This window comes from Methylobacter sp., assembly GCF_004322395.1.
In the GTDB taxonomy this organism is placed as follows: Bacteria; Pseudomonadota; Gammaproteobacteria; order Methylococcales; family Methylomonadaceae; genus Methylobacter_A.
The window spans coordinates 12,639-27,673 of the sequence record NZ_SCTW01000015.1 but is presented as its reverse complement, the minus strand read 5'-3'; the positions used below and the strand labels follow the sequence as shown (position 1 = coordinate 27,673).

The 15,035-nt window shown below is 48.1% G+C and carries 15 protein-coding genes; all 15 read right to left on the bottom strand.

The genetic code is table 11. The annotated features are described in order from the left end of the window. Positions 1–13: 13 nt before the first annotated feature. The gene (locus EPO18_RS02545) at positions 14–625 is read right to left on the bottom strand and encodes a hypothetical protein (RefSeq protein WP_292430084.1); all 612 of its coding nucleotides are present in this window, start codon (positions 623–625) and stop codon (positions 14–16) included. 354 nt (positions 626–979) lie between these two features. Beyond that, on the bottom strand, positions 980–1,126 hold the full coding sequence (locus tag EPO18_RS02540; protein ID WP_292430081.1) for a hypothetical protein: 147 nt from the start codon (positions 1,124–1,126) through the stop codon (positions 980–982). 228 nt (positions 1,127–1,354) lie between these two features. After that, complete coding sequence (locus EPO18_RS02535) at positions 1,355–2,722, bottom strand: FAD-dependent oxidoreductase (protein ID WP_292430079.1); 1,368 nt, start codon at positions 2,720–2,722, stop codon at positions 1,355–1,357. 16 nt (positions 2,723–2,738) lie between these two features. Next, a complete protein-coding gene (gene xcbE, locus EPO18_RS02530) occupies positions 2,739–3,794 on the bottom strand; it encodes a coenzyme M biosynthesis enzyme XcbE (RefSeq protein WP_292430076.1) in 1,056 nt (351 codons plus the stop codon). Further along, positions 3,791–5,158, bottom strand: a complete 1,368-nt coding sequence (xcbD, locus tag EPO18_RS02525; RefSeq protein WP_292430072.1) for a 3-sulfopropionylcysteine synthase XcbD — start codon at positions 5,156–5,158, stop codon at positions 3,791–3,793. Before xcbD ends, xcbE begins: the two co-directional genes overlap by 4 nt. Then, on the bottom strand, positions 5,155–6,666 hold the full coding sequence (gene xcbC, locus EPO18_RS02520; RefSeq protein WP_292430070.1) for a 2-phosphosulfolactate phosphatase XcbC: 1,512 nt from the start codon (positions 6,664–6,666) through the stop codon (positions 5,155–5,157). The genes xcbD and xcbC overlap by 4 nt, the downstream gene beginning before the upstream one ends. Continuing rightward, positions 6,666–7,541 (bottom strand): phosphosulfolactate synthase, encoded by an 876-nt coding sequence (gene comA / locus EPO18_RS02515; protein ID WP_292430067.1) that lies wholly within the window; start codon positions 7,539–7,541, stop codon positions 6,666–6,668. Before comA ends, xcbC begins: the two co-directional genes overlap by 1 nt. After that, on the bottom strand, positions 7,534–8,448 hold the full coding sequence (locus tag EPO18_RS02510; protein ID WP_292430064.1) for an XcbA family protein: 915 nt from the start codon (positions 8,446–8,448) through the stop codon (positions 7,534–7,536). The genes comA and EPO18_RS02510 overlap by 8 nt, the downstream gene beginning before the upstream one ends. A 3-nt stretch (positions 8,449–8,451) precedes the next feature. Then, entirely contained in the window at positions 8,452–9,315 is an 864-nt protein-coding gene (locus tag EPO18_RS02505) for a CoA-transferase subunit beta (protein ID WP_292430061.1), read from the bottom strand. Beyond that, positions 9,308–10,228, bottom strand: coding sequence for a CoA transferase subunit A (locus EPO18_RS02500; RefSeq protein WP_292430058.1), 921 nt, complete (start codon positions 10,226–10,228; stop codon positions 9,308–9,310). The genes EPO18_RS02505 and EPO18_RS02500 overlap by 8 nt, the downstream gene beginning before the upstream one ends. An 11-nt stretch (positions 10,229–10,239) precedes the next feature. Next, a complete protein-coding gene (locus tag EPO18_RS02495) occupies positions 10,240–11,007 on the bottom strand; it encodes an SDR family NAD(P)-dependent oxidoreductase (RefSeq protein WP_292430055.1) in 768 nt (255 codons plus the stop codon). Between the two features lie 10 nt (positions 11,008–11,017). After that, on the bottom strand, positions 11,018–12,583 hold the full coding sequence (locus tag EPO18_RS02490; protein ID WP_292430053.1) for an NAD(P)/FAD-dependent oxidoreductase: 1,566 nt from the start codon (positions 12,581–12,583) through the stop codon (positions 11,018–11,020). Positions 12,584–12,611: 28 nt separating this feature from the next. Further along, positions 12,612–13,379, bottom strand: a complete 768-nt coding sequence (locus EPO18_RS02485; RefSeq protein ID WP_292430050.1) for an SDR family NAD(P)-dependent oxidoreductase — start codon at positions 13,377–13,379, stop codon at positions 12,612–12,614. 18 nt (positions 13,380–13,397) lie between these two features. Continuing rightward, positions 13,398–14,501: a cobalamin-independent methionine synthase II family protein gene (locus EPO18_RS02480; RefSeq protein WP_292430046.1), complete on the bottom strand. Its 1,104-nt coding sequence runs from the start codon at positions 14,499–14,501 to the stop codon at positions 13,398–13,400. A gap of 103 nt (positions 14,502–14,604) precedes the next feature. Next, the gene (locus EPO18_RS02475) at positions 14,605–14,829 is read right to left on the bottom strand and encodes a zinc ribbon domain-containing protein (protein ID WP_292430044.1); all 225 of its coding nucleotides are present in this window, start codon (positions 14,827–14,829) and stop codon (positions 14,605–14,607) included. Positions 14,830–15,035 lie beyond the last annotated feature (206 nt).

Here is a 15,035-nt window from a genome sequence, read left to right as displayed (position 1 = left end):
TGTGGCATAGTCGTTAAAAGCCGACATCAAAGTTTAGTTCTCTGATTTTCCAAGTATTGTTGTATTTCATGTTTTCCAGATTTTTCTGGATGATATAGGAAATTTTTTCTCCACCTAATGAGTCAAAATCCGCATAATAAAAAACGGTTAAGCCTTTCAATGCAACAAACGGGTGATAAAGTTTGCAGCTTTCAAAATATAAGATCAGGTGAGATGTAATATGCCTTGCGCTTATTCCTCCTAATCCACGTTTATTAGGACGAACCCAAATAAGGTTAATGGTAAGAAAGAGGTCATTTATTTTTTTAGTTGTGGTTTCGTGCCAAGAAACATCAAACGAAATGAAACCGATAGGCGGTTCACTTTCTTTTTGATGAGCGTCCCAAACGCAAATAATCATCTGGTCATTATAATTCCACGCATCGCCATATGATTCAACCAACTTGTCTAAGGAGATTTTCTTCCAGTAAGAGCTATTAAGCCTAGAATTTGTCGTGAGTTGGCTGGCTCGATTAATTCCTCCTGTTATCCATTCAACATCTTCTGGATTAAGGTTTTTGTAATGCCATTTTGACGGAAAAATGTCAGGCCGTATTTTAATATTCTCAAAGCTAATGTCATTCATTTCATCTTGGGATAGTTATCGACACATTAAATACAGTTTACAAAACTACAGTGGTTTGTACTACTTCTTGCTACTTTTAACGACTTTACATGATGTCTAATTGCTGATAAGCTTCTAATTATATGGATTTATAAGTAGTATGCAGTTGTTTGATATAGATTAGAATCGAACTTTTAATGCGATGGTCGCGCGTTCGAATCGCGCACGGCCCACCACAAAGTTATTACTAATCAATCTGTTAGTCTTCAAAGGCAACTTTTTTTATGCCTGTCATTTCTATTTCCGATTTTTTGACGATTAAGCATATTTAATCAGCGTCACAATTCTGGTCGATGTTTACCATCGCAAAGCAATTCATTCAATCAGTCGGGTGATTTCCACCTTGCTGTAATGCGTAGTGATGTGTCCAGCATGATGACCCAACAAGTCCTCACGGTCTTCAAGAGTCACACCAGCCGCGCCGCAGTTACCGGCAACAAACGACTTTACTCGGTTTTTCAATTTTAAAATATCATTCTAAATCAATCTTTATGCTGTTAAAGGCTGAAAATAAGTCAATCAGCGCCCAATATTTTCCAGTTATCAACACTGACTTTACCAACTTAATATGCTGTAAGATATTGATTTCATAGGTAGCATTCCTGGTGCATGGGAAGTTTTCAATGTTGATTTCTGTAGTTATCTGGTAGGTTTTGTATAGTGATTAACACTCGAAAATTAATTAAATGCTTAGCCGGTTAAACTTAATTTGCTCAATTTACTGTGTAAGACACCGGCCGCTACGATGATTGGCGATAGCACCGGACTGAAGGGTGGCGAGTAAGCGAGGTCTGCGTTTTCAAGATCAGAGCAAGTCAGCTTACCCAGTAATGCGGTAGCTGCGATATCGATCATTTTATCGACACTCCCAAGACCAATCGCTTGAGCGCCCAATAGTCTGCCATCTTTCCGATCGGCGATGAGTTTTAAGGAAAAATCTTGTTTACCGGGATAATACCGAGCTCGGTCGCTTCCTTCCGTTTTAATCGAAATGGGATCAAGCCCCGATTCCAGCGCGGATTGCTCAGATAAACCGGTCATTGCGACTGTCAATTTAAAGGTCTTGAATATTGCCGTTCCAAAAACGCCGGGGAAATGGGCGTCGCCCCCCGCAACGTTTTCCCCTGCAACACGGCCTTGTAAATTGGCGATATCGCCCAAAGGCATCCATGTTGTTGCACCTGTTATCCGGTTGACTGTTTCACAACAATCACCGGCGGCGTAAATGCCCGGTATGTTGGTTTCCATTCTTGAATCAACAGCAATGGCTCCGGTGATCCCGAGTTCAATGTCGGCCTCTTTTGCCAGTTCCACATTAGGTTTTGCACCAATGGCGATCACAACGAGATCGGCAGGTATTATTTTTCCGCATTCCGTCTCCACGGAAGTCACTCGGCCATTGTTGCCGTCAAGTTTGGCTAAACCGTCGCCAAGTATTATTTCAACCTGGTTTTCCAGCAAATGGTCATGTACGAGTTGAGCCATTTCCGGATCGGATTTCGGCAAAATACGGGGGGCCTTTTCGATGATGGTGGTTGTTATATTTAGCTCATGGAAAGTCTCGGCCAGTTCCAAGCCGATATACCCGGCGCCTATAATGACGGCCTTTTGCGGCTGCACTGTGCTTAACAATGTTTTGAATCGTGCCAGATCAGCGATATTGCGCAAGGTCAAAACGCCTTCCAATGTTATTCCTTCAATATTCGGCACTATTGGACGAGCGCCGGTTGCAATAATCAATCGATCATAGCTAACGATAAAATCCGTATTGTTTTGCAGATTCCTTACGGTGAGTTGCTGTTTGCCAGTATCGATGCCAAGCACGCGGTGCCGTATAAAAACCTGGATACCGTCCTTGGCAAAATCTTCAGGCTGCCTGATGATGACTTTTCGTTCATCGGCGATTACACCGCTAATAACATAAGGCAATCCGCAAGCGGAGTAGGACACTTCGGATTCATCCTGGTAAAGGATGATTTCATTATTCGGATCAACCCGATGCGCTTTTGCCGCTGCTTTTGTGCCCGCTGCGACACCGCCTATGACGATGATTCTCATATATTCCCCTAATTCGTTATTGTTCAGCGGTTGGACTGGAATTCAACCAATCGCCGTTTCCGGCAAAAAATGCCGGTTCGCCGCCGGTATGCACAAAAATTATTTTTTTGTGTTGTTCAAACTGTTTGTTTCGCAGCCCGTGCAGGAATCCGGCCATTGCTTTACCGGTATAGACAGGATCAAGCAAAATGCCTTCGCTACGGCCGATTTGCTTGATCGCTTCGGCTGCTTCCGGGCTTGGGATGCCATAACCTTGTCCGATAAAGCCGCCAAAGACGGGCGTATCTTCGGCGCAAAAAGTCCAATCCAGTTTCAATAAGGCTGCGGCTTGGGTAGCCAAATCGGCAACTTGCTGACTGACCTGTTCCGGCTCCCGGCTGACGGTGTAGCAGAGCATTTTCCAGGGCAGATTCAACAGCCTGATGCCCAGCAGCCAACCCGCATAGGTTCCGCCGGAACCTACTGCCAGTACGATCGCATCGGGTTCTACACCTTGACTCAGGCATTGTTGATAAAGCTCGAAAACAGCCAAGACATGACCCAAAACCCCCATAGCACAAGCTCCGCCACGCGGTATTGCGTAAGGTTTGACATCATTCCATCGCTGTACTTCCGCGACAGCATTGATCATCGCATCAACAGAGTCTCTGTCATCGCTTTGTGTAAAACGGAATTCCGCATTTAATAATTTGGTCAGCCTGTAATTGCCGTCCACTTGAGCGGGTTGATTGCCCCAATAGACCGCAATGCAACGCAGTCCGGCATAAGCTGCCGTGGCGGCCGTGGCCCGGACATGATTGGATTGCACTCCGGCGCCGGTAATCAGTGTATCGGCCCCCTGTGCCAACGCATCCGCCAGCATGACTTCCAGGCCCCTGATTTTATTGCCTCCAAAACCAAAACTGATTAAATCGTCCCGTTTAAACCAAAGTTCCGGTCCGGACAAATATTCGGAAAGCTGTTTGGCGGGTCTTAGCGGAGTCGGATATTGAGCAAGACTGTGCCTGGGTATTTGAGCGCTTATTGTCTCAATGGTATTTTTTCGTTGAAGCTCTAGTGATTTGTTGTTCATGGCAAATTAATCCGGGCAATTACTTGATCAATCATTTCCGCACAGCATCCGACGCTTTTATCCAGATCGAATAAGCTGTTAATTTCATCTTCGCTCAGTAGCGAAGCAATTTGGCTGTTCTGCATCAAGGCCTGCTTCAGTGGCATATTCTGTTCTTGACTCTGCATGGCAATGTCATAAACCAGCTTATGGGCACTTTGCTTGCCGATTTTCTCTGCCAAAGCCAACATCACTTTTTCAGCATGAATAAAGCCTTTCATTGCCTCAATATTTTGCAGCATTCGCTCAGCATTAATTTGTAATCCTTCGATCAGTGATTTAAGCAGCATCAGCGACTTTCCAGCGGCTAAGGTTGCATCGGGGATAATGGCCCACTCGCTTTTCCAGGCTCGGCCGTCGCGTTCATGGCTATGCACCAAACTTTCAGCCATATGGGCGGCATGATGCCTGACGACTCTGGACAAAGTGCCTAGATGTTCCGATATTTCAGGGTTTCGTTTATGCGGCATGGTAATACTGCCGACGGCTCCGGGGATAAAACCCTCACTTAACTCGGCTATTTCAGGACGCTGCAAATTGAATACTTCCTGCCCTATGCGATCACCCGTTGCGGTTATCATTGCCAGAACATTTAACCATTCGGCCAAGCGGTCCCGGCTACTGGTCCAGGAAATCGCCGGCGCTTCCAGCCCCAGCCGTTGCATGAACGCCGCCTGTAATTCCAGGGGATTAGAACCTAGCGACGATAAGCTACCGACTCCTCCGCATAATTGCCCGACTCCCAGGCGAGTTTTTAATTCATTCAGTCTCAACCGGTGCCGATCGAATTCATCCAGCCAACCGGCCGCTTTAAATCCAAAGGTAATAGGCAATCCGGGCTGTCCGTGCGTGCGGCCGCACATGGGCGTCAAACGGTGCTCAATAGCCAGCGTTTTAAGGACTTTTTCCAATTCGGTAAGTTGCTCGGCAAATAATTGCCTGACTGACATCAGCACACGGACAATATGCGTATCCGTTATGTCTTGTACGGTTGCGCCATAACAAAGCCATTCTCCGCCCAGCGGGCCGCACCTTTGTTTTACGGCATTGATGAGCCCCAACAGAGAGTGATTGGTCTTGATAAAATCTTCGCCAATATCTTTTAAAAAAGTCTCATCGATTGAAAGATGGTTATAAAAGGTTTCAATTTCGAGGGCGGCCTGTTTTGGAATTAAACCGAAATCGGCCTGTACGCCGGCAAGCACGGTCATGACTTCCAGCCAGCCTTTAATCCGGTTTTGCTCTGAGAAAAGACCGCGAAGCTCCGGTGTTGTCCAGGATACGCCGTAAATTTCAGAATCACTGATATGGACTGAATCACTCATGTTCTTATGTAGCTCTCTGAGCGCTGCAATAAACTGTGGCGTTTATTTTCAAAAAAAGTTTTATTGGCTTGGTTTTTTTCCCGAAACATATTCAGTTGCTGACGGCAATCGGCCAACATGGCATCCAGGCTGGCGCTTGCCGTGCCTCCGGCTTCTTTTCGCTGCTGAATCGCTTCCTCGGGCGTTAATGCCGACTTAAGTTGTGCATCGGTCAGGCTAATCGTTTTACCCAGCACTTTTTCGCTCATGCGCATGACCGCGTCGGCATCCATTTTCAAATCACTATGGGCCGGATATTCCCTGACCAGACTCGCCACTAACTGATGCGCACTGCGAAAATCAAGGTCGCAATACTGCACCAGCGCCTCGGCCAAATCCGTCGCTAAAGCCCATCCTGAGCCAATCAGGGCATACGCTCTATCCGACTTGAAACTAAGCCGTTGCAGCGTTTCGGACATCAGCGCCGCCGCCTGCTCAACCAGTTGCATACCCTCCGGCAATTCCCCGTAAATCATCAAACGGTTATCCGGTTGGCCGGAGGGCGTTCTAGCCGACGCGCAAACCGAAGCCGTCAGGCCGATCATCTTATTGGCGATGGCTCGTATGTGGGTTAAAGCAAACGGATTTTTTTTCTGCGGCATGATTTTGCTGGCCCGAGCATGTTGATCGTCCAATTCAACCAACGCAAACTCCTGGGTGCTGAAAATTTGCAGGTCTTCCGCTAAACGGCTGAGGTTAACGATACAAGCCGTCAATAGGGCGCTATTTTCTATGCTTAAGTCGGCTTGCCACATCGCATCCCGCGCATGCGGAATAATATCGGCAAAGCCTAATAATTCAGCTAATTGCTCGCGCCCTTGCGGCAAACGCGAACCGTTTGTGCTGCCGCAGCCCATTGGACTGCGATTCACTTTTTCCAGCAGGCAATCAAGCCGTGCCAAATCTCTTAGTAAAGGATAGGTAAAGCCCAATAAGTAGTGCCCGAATGTCGTCGGCTGCGCGGCTTGCAGATAGGTATAATCCGGCATCAGCGTATTTTTATCGTTCTCCGCCCGGTTAATGAACGTTTCAGCCAGCATTATCAGGGTTTCCGACAGCGTCAGTAGCCTTTGCCTGACATCTAAAACGAAGGCCGAGGTAATAGCTTCACGCCGGGCGCGTCCGGCACCTAGCCATTTTACGGCACCGGTTCTTTCCGCCAGCCAGGCTTCACGATTGGTATAGATATCGCCGCCTGCGGGTATTGCCTTGAAAGAATCGGGTTTATCTTGCAGAGCCAGTAAGAAACGCAGTAATTCAATGCCTTGTTGCCGGGGAATGGTTCCCAGTTCCATCGTACTGATGGTGTGAGCCAGATCCACTAAGCCAACAGCTTCAAACAAGTGTTGTTGATGACTCAGCTCCCAGGCGAAAGCGGATTCGATCAAACACTCCGAAGGAGACGATGTTAATCGAGTGCCTATTTCCAACACTTGTTTCTGAATTGCTCCCGCGACTTCTTCCGACATTAGCTTTTCCCTGTTAATTGGACGGCCGCGTTACAGTCCTGCTCAGTTTGGTTGGGGTCCCAATCCCCTCTGCGCATCAACTGCGAACTGACTCGGTCCAAGGTATCGAAGCGCAATCCATTCCGCAAAGCTTCCACGGCCAATACCTGATCCGGGCAAATATTGCCTAATCCGGCGTTTCCTCCGAACTTTTCTATCAGGTAGGCTTGTTGATTTTTTAGCGGCGCTTCCCAAATCAACGCATTGACTTGGGAGCCCATAATTTCAACAATACGGTCGATATAAGATTCTTCGACTTTTCCGGCTTCGTCGAAAATACCGACTCCCTGTCCGCTTTCCCTGCCTTCAATGATGACCCATGCCGCTCCCCACTCCAGGTCCTGCAGTGCTTCTTCGGCAATTTGTTCGGTGGTAGGCTGCCGTTTCGGGTCTTTTTTACCCACTTCGGTAATCGGAATCAGCCCTGCATTCAAAGCGCACTCAATGACTTTTTTTCGTCTGAATGCGGGCAGAGGTATGGTGCCGTCGGAAATTTCCACCGCAGTGAAGCCTAAGGATTTCGCATGCGTCATAAAAACGCGGCAATGATGCTGCAATAAAGCCACCTCTAATAAGGTTCCTCCCGGAAAAGTCAGCACATCGTAGCTTTCCAGTAATTTCAGTTTTTCCTGTAATAAGGTTTTTTCCAGAAAAACCGAGGTGCCGAAACCAAATTTCCACAAATCGATATAGTTTGAGGTCGTTTGCAAAATACTCAGCGTTTCACTGATGCCTTTGCCGACATCCATAACCATCGTGGTTCCGGTTTTACGCGGTTTGACTTCCCTGGAATTGCGAATGCCGGTGATAATATTTTCCCATGCCAATTCACTCATAAGTTTTATCCCTTAATAATTGCTGTAATGCCTTTTCTATCATTGCCAAGTCGGAACCCCAAGGCACCGTCATTAAATGACCGTTTTGCTCTATATCGAATTCAAGAAGACAGCATTTTAAAAGGGTTGTCTTTCCGTCATCTTTAACGAGTTGGCGGGGACACATTTCTATGCGCGGTGGAACGTCGCCATAGTAATGCTGATGAAATTGAAGGCTGCGTTCACAACCGATCAGGGTCCAGTTCTCGCGTTGTTTCGGCCTTTCATCCAGGAAATAAACCGGTGCGGACAGCTTATCCAGCCCACCTGACCGGCAGGGCACCAGAAAAGCCTCCGGCGTTGCTTCCTTAGCAAGATCGCGTAAATCAATAGCGACCAGTTCTACAATTACCGGCGGTAAATCAGCGTAACTGAGTACGTGTTCCACTAAATGAAACAGTTTGGGCGGAGACGGCGGCACGACCTCAACAACACGCAAAACAAAAGGCTTAGGCCGATGGATAATATTGATGTGGTCAAAGCTACCCTGCACAATTGCGGTTTGTTCGGAGGTAACGCCTCGATCAACCGCTAGTTTAGCCAGTGCAGAGCGATTGGCCGGGTCTGTATCGGGATTTTCAATAAAAACGCAATCATCCGGCAACGCCAGCACTTCTACCTTTTCTAAAGGACAAAATAAGGTTTCGGAGCTTGTGCGTTGCACGGCGGCAACGGCATATTCCTGACGGGAATTATGCAAAATGATAATGTCGGTGCGCCGATAGACTTCCCGGTCCAGCAGATACTGCGTTATCACGGCGGCATCCATTTCGCCTTCATAAGGTTGGAAGCTCACGCAACGGTACGGCAAAGGTACGAAGTTAATCTGCTGCTTTAAAGTCCCGACCTGTAGAATTTCGCCATTCATCGGTCATGCCTCTTTCAATTGAAAAAAGCGTCCACGATCGGCTGAACTGAGTTCCCGCTGATGGATTTTTAGCGGGTCCAGACGGCGGATAAACTCGATCATTTCGGGCTCGGGCAAAGCGGCTGTCGACAGATCAGCGGCAACAGGCAAATCGAATTCCGTGCTTTCAGCAATCATTTCGACACTGGTATCCGGGTAAAGGGCGCGTAATTGCACATGACCTTCCTGATTAAAACCGAATACCCCTAAATCAGTCACTATGCAATCCGGCCCGCTTCCGCGATAAGGCATACCGGCACGCGGCAAGCCTTCCGCGGTGCGATGTCCTACACTGGTGATAAAATCGCAACGATTAGCCAAGCGATAACGGCGGCGGCCATGTTCGTCGGCATGGGTGCGATGCGCCGCCGTCCAGATAGTTACATGATCGGCATCGGCGGATAAATTACAGCCCCCGCCTCCGCCGGGCAGTTTTAACGATATCCGCTCATCGTTTCCCAAGCGGGTGACATTCATATTGCCCCAACGGTCAATTTGCAAACCCGACAAAAACATCCGGCCTAATCGTCCGCTCGCAGCAAGGTCAAAAAGTTCTTCAATCGTTAAATGACACTCGGCATCGCGGTTCATCGCGAAGTCGTTGGTCGTTGGCGTTAAAAATGCCGGGGTCGGATTGATGCCATACGTCGCACCTGCGACCAACACCAAATTGGGCGCATGATTGCGTTTTGCCAGATGCAACGCTAACTGCACCAGAGGCGACCCGAAACCGTGAAACGCTAAAATCCCGTCTTCTATCGACAGTGCGATCTGGTAAATCATCAATTCGCCGAGTGTACACGTTTGAATCTTATTTTGATTATTCATAAAGTTGCATCCATTTTTCCATGCTCTGATCCCACTGCTCCAAACAAGCCAGTCTGGCTTTGCCGCCGACGGCTAAGAGATAAGCGTCATGATCTTTGCAGTCGTGAACAAAAGGCGTCAGGTAGTTTTGATTAAAACTGTCCGCGCCGTGTTTGGCGGCTTGGTAATAAGAGGCCGTATGTTCCCGGTCATAAGCATAATTCGGGTAGCAGGAAGTCGGGTGAGCGCCGTAGGGAACTTCGCAAATGGCGGTGACATAAAAATACGGAATCGTTACGCCTTTTTTTGCCAATTCATCATGAGGGATTAAAGCTTCAACCGTAGCGATGACTTTTTTGGATGCCTTGGCAAAAAGAACGTCGGCCACCGGCGGCCCTTCAATATGCAAATTGCCATGCTCGTCGGCATAGTGGGCATGAATAAGCGCGACATCGGGTTTGAGCGCAGGCACTAAAACCAGTTGTTCGCCGGTAAAAGGACAGGTCATCGTTTTAAATTCAGGGTGCAGCTTAAGAAAATCCGTCCCTTGCACCGAGCGGATCGGCATAAAAGGCAAGCCTTGAATCGCTGCCCGAAGTTGCTGAACTAAGGAGTAACAGCAGTTATCTTCCACTTTCACGGCACCCGTTTCGCAGGCTCGACGGTAGTTCAGCGCCATGCCGAAATCTTGCTCAAAGCCGACATAGGATTCGGCACTGACGGCAACGCTTCCGGCACCGCACAACAAATCGACATCGATGCCGTGTGCCGAACCGACCAGTTTAAGGTCTTTAATGTTTTGCCGGATCAGTTCCCGCAAAGCCGCCATCGGTTCGCGCCAGGATAAGCCACCGCCAATAGCCAAACAATCGCCGTTTTGTATGTGTGCAACGAGTTCAGTTAATGAACATCGTTTATCGTTTTGTGTATACATAAGTTTTAACCTTAAATAGCTGTCATCGCGCCGTCTACAGTAAATGCGGAGCCGCAGACAAAACTGGCTTCGTCGGAAGCCAAAAACAACACCGCCGCGACGATTTCTTCGGATTTACCGAATCGCCCGATCGGATATTTACTGAGTCGTAACTTCATCAACTGCTCGGATTCGTCAGTTCCGAGAATTCGCCGTCCCATGGGGGTATCGGCAATCATGCCTGGGCAAATGCAGTTGACACGTATGCCCAGCTTTGAATAGTCAACCGCCATTTGTTTGGTCAAACCTATGACCGCGGCTTTGGACGTGCAATAAGCGGCCATATTGGGAATACCTACCATCCCCGTCACCGAGGCGAAGTTAACGATGGTTCCGCCTTGTTGTTTCATTGCCGGCAATGCGAACTTCGAACACAGATACGTGCCGTTCAAATTGACTGCCATGACCTTATTCCAAGAATCGAATTCAGTGGTTTCAACGGTACCGAAATCGACAATACCGGCATTGTTAATCAAAATATCGAGCGTGCCGGAACAGTCTGCAATCAGTCCAGAGAAGGTTTCAGCCACTTCGCGAGGGTCGGAGACGTCAACTTGATAAGCTTTGACAACGATGCCATTGGCACGAAGAGCTTGGGTTGCATCCGATAATGCGGCCTCGTTAATGTCCAATATCGCAAGCGAAGCCCCTTCCATGCCAAGACGTCTGGCTATGTCATAACCCATGCCGGTAGCGCCGCCGGTTATAACGGCCTGTTTTCCTTGAAATCGATTCATCATTATTGGGGCTCTACATGTCATTAAAATGAATATCGCCGGCACGTAAGCGGCACAATTGAATGAAATAACTGGGACTGATAAACAATTCGTCCATATCGGCTAAGTCATCTATCGTTACCCCATTTTTAACCAGATAGTTGAGGTATTGAAAACCGTCCTTAGCGCCATAACCGATATGGATAGCGCCGACTATTTTTCGTGTGTCGCCATCGATAATCAGCTTTTGAAAGCCCGACATCCGCGGCTTCGCCATCAAGTACAGCATCATCCGGTCGCCTGCCGGCAAGCCGACATCGAGACCGTTGGGATTATCGGGCGGTAATTTCATGATTTTTACATTGGCATAGCGCTCACGCGCTTGTGCTTCGCTTAGCCCCAGCCAACAGATCTCGTAATGCGTATGCATAAAATCAGGGTAATCGGCCGCTTTATATTCGCTCACTTGGCCCATGATATTTTTAGCGGCGCATACGCCTTCCTTCCTGGCTTTAAACATTTCCATCGGCGGCCCGGTCACATCGCCGACTGCATAAACATTGGCTAGTGAGGTTTGCATACGTCGATTTACTTTGATGGCGCTTTTATCGTCCAATTCCAGCCCCAATGTTTGGGCGGCCTGCTCCGAATTGGCCTGCTCGCCAATCGCGATAAAAATAAAATCGGTATCGATATCGATGATGCCATCGGAAGTTTTTATAGAGACCGTCTTCACCTTGCCTTGCGCATCCCCGTGAATAACCGATAATTCCGCGTTTTCCAGAAACTCCATACCCTGTTCTTCCATCATTTTGATCGCGTAAGCGCGGGATTCGGCATCTTTAAGCATCGGCATCGCTTGATGTCTGGCAACAACAATAGTGCGTCGCCCCGTGGCATTAAAAAAGCAGCCGTATTCGATTGCCGTTTTCCCGCCACCGATAACTACAGCGGTGTTGCCCGGCTCATAGTCCAATTTTTCAACCAGACTCTGGGAATTGAATACGCCTTTTAACTGAATGCCCGGAACATCCGGCACTACCGGTTTCGCTCCCAGTGCCAGCACCAGGTTTTTGGCATGGAATTGGCTGTCATTGACTTGTATCGTGTGGGCATCGATGATCTTGGCTTCTGCATTCAATACAAATTCCAGGCCGAGCTGTTCTTTGCTTTGATAGTTCATCATCGCATGGGGGCCTGTCCTGCCGCTGCGAAACAGTTCAACGATGGCCTTGATAGAAACCATTTTGTCGTTGAGATCTTGAAACCAGAGCTTGCCGGAAAAAGTGCGCTCCAGCATCAGTTGCGCCGCGCAATCCGAAAACAGATGGTGAGGCACGCAGGCTTGATGAGGGCAGGAGCCGCCCAGGAATGGCCAGCGATCGATAATCAGCACGCGCCCGCCAAGCGCCCGCAAATAAGCCGCACCAAAGCGTCCGGCGGCTCCGCCGCCCAGATAAATAGCGTCAAATTCGCGGGCGTCGTTTGGGTTTATGTTGAAAACAGGATAACTACTGCCGGATTCCAGCGCCCCGGCCACAAAGTCTTGCCACTTTGCGATAGTAAAGTAGTCTCCCCAAATATCCATTGCAGTTGCCATTTAGTGTTATTGCTATTTGGATTGACCTTTAAATCGCCGTCATGCCGCCATCGACGTTGAAAGCCGCGCCGCTGACAAAACTGGCTTGGTCGGAGGCTAAAAACAATACGGCTTCTGCAATCTCGACCGGCTCACCGAAACGCCCTATAGGATATTTCGCTAAACGTTTTTTCTGGGTTTCTTCAGAGGTATCGCTACCGAGCAGTTGTTGCCCGAGCGCAGTACTGGCTATAGTGCCGGGACAGACGCAGTTGGTTCGGATACCTTGCGCAGAATAATCCGCTGCCATTTGTTTAGTCAGGCCGACAACCGCGGCTTTTGCTGCACAATAGGCCGCCATCCCCGGAATGCCGACCACTCCGGCAACCGAACCGAAATTGACAATCGAGCCGCCATGCTCTTTCATGCTCGGTATCGCAGCCTTGGAACAAAAAAACGTACCGTTTAAATTGACCGCCATAATGCGGTTCCAAACATCCAAAGAGGTATTTTCTACAGTACCGAAATCCGCGATGCCTGCGTTATTGACCAAAATGTTCAACACGCCTGAATAATTCGCTATCGCTTTTTGGAAGGTTTTTTCTACGCTTTCCGCGTTCGTCACATCCAATTGAAAGGCATAGGCTTCAATGCCTTCATCGCATAGTTTTTTTGCGGCTTCAATCGCGCTTTGTTCGTCAATATCCATAATGGTGACTTTCGCGCCTTCTTTTCCGAATAATCGCGCAGTCTCAAAACCGATCCCTTTGGCTGCTCCAGTAATAACAGCCGTTTTATTTTGTAATTTTCCCGACATAACACACCTTTAGTTAATTTATTGACCTAATTCTTTACGGACGATTTTTGCGCCTTCAACCATGGCGTGAAGCTTATCCTGGGCGATATAACGCTGTAACAGTATCAATCCGCAATCCGTAGTGACACCGAGCTGATCGGCGGGAACCACAGTTAATAAACTGCGGATTTTGTCCGCAACTTGCTCTGCCGTTTCGGTGACTGTGCTTTTGACATCGATAACGCCCGCCCAGAACATCATATTTTTGGGTATTGGATGAGTCTTGAGCAGTTCAAGTCCCGATTCGTCAAACGACATGCGGCCGATGCCTTCAATGTTAAAGACATCGATTTTTGCCTCATAAGACTTAGGCACCACCGATGCTGTCGGATTCGGGCTTTTAGCGTCTTGGGCGCGTTTTGTTAAATCGAAAACCTCACCGGCGCCTACGCTATCATCGGGATAATAAGCCGGCGTGCCGCCCCAATTTCCCCAACAGATATGGCAAACGATCTTGGCGTTTTTAACGCCTGCAACGGCGCGGTTGAACGCTTCGATTGCCCAATCTTCGTAAAAATAAGGCCAGGTAAATTCGTCAAGCTGGATATACTCAACACCCAATTCGTCAACCGCCAAAATATCTTCATTAATAGCAGCGGCAAGGGCCATCGCGCGATCGCGGCTGTTAGAATAATGTAGGTCATTGGTGCATTGCGCCAGCACCTGAATACCGGTGTATTGAACTTTGACCGGTTTATCAGTCGCCCGTTTGAGAGCGCGGGCTTGTTCGACCATGATTTGTCCGCGGCGTTTGATTTCCTGCGTAACCGTGGCGGAATGCAATCGGCTGTAGATCGGAAAACCGAGATGGCTACCGGAAAGGTCATAACCTAAGCGATTAAAATAATAATAAAGTGCAGCGTCGGCATAGTTATCGCCGTGTAACCGTCCGTCCGCGATAATATCCAGGCCGGCATTGACTTGATCGGTCACGATGGCCGCCATAGCGTCTTCCAGCGCTTCCCGCCACATAGCATCCGGCGGCTGCCGGTCACCCTTGAAATGTCTTGCAAATTTTGCATCCCACCATCTTGGATTGGGATAATTGCCTACCATACTTGTTGGAATCAGTACCTTATTCATGCTGCACCTCCTAATTTATAGTTTTTTGTTTTCGGTTTTTTAATAATGATCAGTTGATTTAATCAACCCATGAATCAAAGTTATCAAGAACACCTCCTTATAATTAATTGACTTGTGTTTTAAATATTCCGCTTATCCCGCTGCAACACGGACAGCCTGCGCCATGGTCGTTTTCCAGTGGATGCGGATCGTCATAGACATGAGTCGGTTTTGCTTCATGGCTGCCGCATTGGGAACACACCCATTCTTTGGGCTCTTGAGTATTAGCCAAAACCAAGCTTTTAAATTGATGATCGCATTTATCGCATCTGATTAGATAAACCGGCATTTGCTCAAGACCTCTATTTAGATATTTCTATTACAAGTCACTTATAGTGATTTCAATTTAAATTAATTACACAGTTAAATGGCTATGTCGTCGTCACTGTCGCTGGAGTGCAGGCTTCGCCTGCGCTGGCAAGCAAAGCTTGCACTCCCGTCACGCCTTTAGTAACTAACTGAATTTGAAAACGCTGTAACTTAAAACAAGTTTTT

Excerpts from the sequence above, each read along its gene's own strand:
- EPO18_RS02545 (WP_292430084.1), bottom strand. The coding sequence starts at position 625 with ATGAATGACATTAGCTTTGAGAATATTAAAATACGGCCTGACATTTTT.
- xcbC (WP_292430070.1), bottom strand. The coding sequence starts at position 6,666 with ATGTCGGAAGAAGTCGCGGGAGCAATTCAGAAACAAGTGTTGGAAATA.
- EPO18_RS02485 (WP_292430050.1), bottom strand. The coding sequence starts at position 13,379 with ATGTCGGGAAAATTACAAAATAAAACGGCTGTTATTACTGGAGCAGCC.
- EPO18_RS02510 (WP_292430064.1), bottom strand. The coding sequence starts at position 8,448 with ATGAATGGCGAAATTCTACAGGTCGGGACTTTAAAGCAGCAGATTAAC.
- EPO18_RS02500 (WP_292430058.1), bottom strand. The coding sequence starts at position 10,228 with ATGTATACACAAAACGATAAACGATGTTCATTAACTGAACTCGTTGCA.
- EPO18_RS02480 (WP_292430046.1), bottom strand. The coding sequence starts at position 14,501 with ATGAATAAGGTACTGATTCCAACAAGTATGGTAGGCAATTATCCCAAT.
- xcbE (WP_292430076.1), bottom strand. The coding sequence starts at position 3,794 with ATGAACAACAAATCACTAGAGCTTCAACGAAAAAATACCATTGAGACA.
- xcbD (WP_292430072.1), bottom strand. The coding sequence starts at position 5,158 with ATGAGTGATTCAGTCCATATCAGTGATTCTGAAATTTACGGCGTATCC.
- comA (WP_292430067.1), bottom strand. The coding sequence starts at position 7,541 with ATGAGTGAATTGGCATGGGAAAATATTATCACCGGCATTCGCAATTCC.
- EPO18_RS02475 (WP_292430044.1), bottom strand. The coding sequence starts at position 14,829 with ATGCCGGTTTATCTAATCAGATGCGATAAATGCGATCATCAATTTAAA.
- EPO18_RS02505 (WP_292430061.1), bottom strand. The coding sequence starts at position 9,315 with ATGAATAATCAAAATAAGATTCAAACGTGTACACTCGGCGAATTGATG.
- EPO18_RS02535 (WP_292430079.1), bottom strand. The coding sequence starts at position 2,722 with ATGAGAATCATCGTCATAGGCGGTGTCGCAGCGGGCACAAAAGCAGCG.
- EPO18_RS02490 (WP_292430053.1), bottom strand. The coding sequence starts at position 12,583 with ATGGCAACTGCAATGGATATTTGGGGAGACTACTTTACTATCGCAAAG.
- EPO18_RS02495 (WP_292430055.1), bottom strand. The coding sequence starts at position 11,007 with ATGATGAATCGATTTCAAGGAAAACAGGCCGTTATAACCGGCGGCGCT.